At 41.9% G+C, this 4260-nt stretch carries 4 protein-coding genes; 1 reads left to right on the forward strand and 3 read right to left on the reverse strand.

Annotated elements, in window-relative coordinates:
• From ACKPQ4_RS06390 to ACKPQ4_RS06400, 3 genes are all read right to left on the reverse strand, one after another.
• Window positions 1–488 (reverse strand): response regulator (locus ACKPQ4_RS06390; RefSeq protein WP_407680366.1); only part of this gene is annotated, 488 nt, incomplete at its 3' end.
• 97 nt (window positions 489–585) lie between these two features.
• Complete coding sequence (locus tag ACKPQ4_RS06395) at window positions 586–2358, reverse strand: dienelactone hydrolase family protein (RefSeq protein ID WP_407680367.1); 1773 nt, start codon at window positions 2356–2358, stop codon at window positions 586–588.
• Window positions 2359–2566: 208 nt separating this feature from the next.
• Window positions 2567–3724, reverse strand: a complete 1158-nt coding sequence (locus tag ACKPQ4_RS06400) for a response regulator (RefSeq protein ID WP_407680368.1) — start codon at window positions 3722–3724, stop codon at window positions 2567–2569.
• Window positions 3725–3871: 147 nt separating this feature from the next.
• Here ACKPQ4_RS06400 and ACKPQ4_RS06405 point away from each other — a divergent pair, with 147 nt between their 5' ends.
• Window positions 3872–4243: a DUF3127 domain-containing protein gene (locus ACKPQ4_RS06405; RefSeq protein ID WP_407680369.1), complete on the forward strand. Its 372-nt coding sequence runs from the start codon at window positions 3872–3874 to the stop codon at window positions 4241–4243.
• Window positions 4244–4260: the final 17 nt, after the last annotated feature.

The raw sequence follows: 4260 nt of genomic DNA on the forward strand, positions 1-4260 counted from the left end.
CGCTGGGCTCGTCCAAAAAACAAGGGATTCGCCGCGGATAACAAAGATGTAATCGCACCGATAGCACCGTTGAGAGTTTTTTCCAGTAATTCTTTTTCGGCAGAAATTAACTGATGTTGCCTAAGAGCTTGTTGGAGATTTTCGTCGAGGGCCTCAGGAGAGCAAGGTTTTCCAAGCAGGCGGAATATCTCCCCACGGCGAACAACATCGCACAAATCATCAAAGTTTGCCTGGCCCGTCAGAAGCATGGTTACCACTTCTTTGTTCTGCTCTCTGACTTTTTCAAGGAAATCTGCACCATTCATTCCTGGCATCGAAAAATCCGAAACGATTACTTCAAAAGGCCCCTCTTCTTCAAGGACACGCAACCCTTCGTTTCCTGATTCAGCGATAAATACTGAATACTTTCGCCCTAGGTTTAATTTAAAGGCCTTTAAAATGGCTTCTTCGTCATCGACAAAGAGAACTTTTGGCTTGGGTCTAGGCATAACAACTAAACCCTAGGAAATAATGTGAATCTTTGTCAAATTACGAATTCATCTAAAAAGTACTGAAAAACAATTTTGAGAAAAAGCTACCCATTTCCTACCGTATCCATCTAAGGTTCCTAAATTCGGGGGGCTCCCCAACCCAAGGGGAGCCAATTTTGACGGCACTGCCCTTGCTTCCCCTGGGTAGTTCTAATTTTTCAACATCATCCAAACGCAGTTCACGAACTCCTGACCAAGATGGTAAAGATTTCCCCTCACCATTTTTAAGTGCTGATAATGGAAAACTAAAGCGTTGCCATGTACCACTGCCCAAAACTTTAAATTCCACCCCATATCCATCAAGCCATAAGACCATTTTGTTGGTCATTTCAGTGCTAACTTCAAGACTTAGGCGAGATGTGGGACCTGGAGCAGAGTATCTCGGTTCATAAAGTTTGTTCGTCCGAACCCCCCATTTATTTGAATTGTAAGCAAACCAATCCTTTCTCCAGGAAGCATTAAATCCTTCAATCATAAAGTCCCTTGCTTTCGGTAACGAAGTACCAGAATTGGAAAGTTTGTCAGGGGAGATCACTTGGAGTAAGGAAGAAAGATTAAAGGTCTTAGTCTCATATGTGCCATAATAGTAACCAGCTCCCACAATTGTATCCTCCAAGTCATATAAGACATTTGCATAGGCCCAGACCGGCCGTTCTACGGAGAAAATCGGCAAATCAGCCAACCAAACCACTGAGTTTGAATCTTTTTGGGGTTCAATGAATTTCCAAAATCGATGCTTGGTATTGCGAGAATCATCTTTGGTCCCTCCAGGCTCCTGTAGAATTCCTTGCTGAGTAAAATAAATCTCTACACTGCGAACTTTTCGGTTTGGATCTGGGCGGACAGAGAACTGCGGTAGCATTCCCTGCTTCAAAATAATTTCAGCTTGGGGAGTTTTAGGTGCCTTAAAGGTAGCCTTGAGGTGCTGATCGAACCAAATTTGGGTGGCTACTTCGTAGGGAGGCGTATCTTGATGATTATGATGGGGAGAACAGGAGACACGCCAGTCCTTTGTCTGAATTTCCCCAACTGCTTTTTCCAAATCGTTGATACGTCCATGAAAATCATTGGCTGGACTAAGGAAAAAAATGGGGCAAGAAACTCTCCTTAAACTGGGAGGGTCACTTACGGTAGCTGAATGTAATTCGTTAACAGAATACCTGTCACTTATTCCTCCGCATGAGGGGACTGCTGCCTTTACTCTCTCATCGGCTCCTGCAATCATTACCGTGAGCTTCCCGCCCATTGAATGGCCGTAAACTCCCAGCTTTTCACCATCCACTTCGGGTTGCCTCTCCAGAAAGGTTAACCCCCGCCGACCGGCAAGTGTGACCAAGAACCATGAATTATTTCGGGGAGAAAGAACAGGATCGATAGTCCATTCGGCAACCGGAATGGAAGAAAATGCATCTTTCCCATTTCGACTCGGTGCATGGTAGGCATCAAGGGCTCCCCAATCGGTGGTTAATTTATACTTTGGGTCATCAGATTTGCCCGCCCAAAATAATTTAACCTCGTTGGGAGCTACGGAGTATCCGGGGGCAGAAATACGACCAGCCCAGGCAATGGAGAGAGTGGCATACCCCCTTTTCGCATTGGAAAAGACCGCTCGATGATCCGCATACTGACCGCCACCGTGAACTTGCAGCAAACCAGGGACAGTTTGGGCACCCTTGGGAAATCCATAAACACCAGCCATCATTGCCCTCTTACCTTTAAACTCACCAATACGATATCGAATAACTCTTAAAATAACATCGTCTTGCTCCCATTCTTTGAGAATTTCAGTTTCTAAATTTTCAAGCCGAGGGTTATATCCCTGCCACATTGTATCTACGCTATTGAACGGAGTTTCATGATTATACAGAGGAAGTGACTCACTCCGGACAAAACAAAGGCTGAAAAAATAAAAAATGATTGAGAATAGAAACTTCAAAATTAAAATCTGCATCCCGCAGAATGAAAATATCGCTTTAGTAATTTGCAATACCTTACTTTTGGGAGTGAAAACATAGGCCCGTTTCCTGGGGCTTTACTTAGTCTGTTTCGAAGCTGGAGCCTTGAGTTACTAAGATGCTTTGTGGGAACGGATCTTTAATGTAACAAGTTCTGTAGTTTTTCATTACATACAAAAGTGGTGGATTCACAATAGAGCCTTTAGGTGCAAAAAGCACTCCACTATCCAAAAATAGGTCTTCCTGTAAACGCATGCCCTTCCTTAATTCTTTGGTATTTAATAAAATACATTGAGGACCACCATTAGCATAAGGCCTGATTGTGCTCAATGCATCAAGAGCATCCATGTAATAAATTGATTTGTTGTTGATTAAGGAATCAAAAATTTGGGGTCGGTTCTGCCCTTTGCTTGCATAAAAATCATAATGCTTAGCTATACGGATCACTGAAGCCAATTTTGCAGTATCGTTATCGTTCTGACTAGATTCTTCATAATCTTGTCCTATTAAATCAACTACTTTCATGACTTCACTCATGTTAGGTATGCTAGACAACATCTCTCTCGTAAAATCTTCAAAGCTATCAATCAACTCCATTTCATTAGGCTTAACACCTTCATTTTGATAAGCTCTAAGCTGGACTTCTGGAGGCAAGGTGGCAAAACCTAGATGAGAAAAAACGCAGGCAGGGTCGGACCTCCAGAGGGATCTCAATCTTAAATATTCTCCAATTTCGGAAGCCATACGCATAACCCGTTGAGAACGGCCAAAATATAATGGTAAAGCGGCGGCAAGAACAGCAGTAAAAGAACGAACAACGGCGTTCATAACATTCCCAATTGAATGATTTTCATCCTCAACTTGTTGAAAATGAAACAAAGCATCTTCGATATGTTCAATCAACTCATTTGGAGGGCAAGGTTTACTAAGCAAACGAAACCCCCCACCTTTGGCTACGAACTCCGCGGCATACTCAAAATTGGTCGCTCCTGTTAAAAGAATAGTAACAGCTGATTGGTTATAAAGTCGCATTTCCTTCAAAAATTCAGCCCCATTCATTTCGGGCATTACATAATCAACAACAACCACTGAAAACACTTCTCCCTTTGCGATTAATTCAAGAGCATCCTTGCCAGACGAAACAACTGTTAAGTTGTATTTTCTGCCTAAATTTAATTCGATTCCTTTAAGCACACACTCATCGTCGTCAATAAACAAAACCTTTGGTTTGGCACTCATATTAAAAAACAATAATAAACACGACTGATAGGGATAGACACCTGAGGTAATAGCTAGGTGTCAATCCTGTCAAAAATATAATCATTTATCATTGTTCGATGTGAATAACCAAAGATAGACGCTAATTTATTTTTGATTTAATGAAAGATGATGAACGAAGTAACAATAAAGGGTAAGATAACTTTTGTGGACGAAGTGCGCGAATTCGGAAGTAATGGATTCCGTAAACACCAAGTTGTGGTGGAGACTGGAGACGGTCGATGGGACAACCCAATCCCAGTAGAATTCACCAAAGATAGTATTGAATTAAGCAAAGAATTAAAGGTGGGGGATCAAGTTCAAATTCAAACCCGAATCAATGGAAGAGAGTGGAAGGGAAAAGATGGAGTAACCAAATGGTTCACCTCGATAAACGGATACAAAATAACCAAGGAAAACACTCAATCAGGCGATGATCCCAGTTCATCATTTGATACATTTGACGAGTATGCAGATGATCTTGAAGAAGATGTTTTTTAAAAAAATCACCTAAGACC

The sequence above is a fragment of the Candidatus Chordibacter forsetii genome, from assembly GCF_964187505.1.
Classification (GTDB): Bacteria; Verrucomicrobiota; Verrucomicrobiia; order Opitutales; family Seribacteraceae; genus Chordibacter; species Chordibacter forsetii.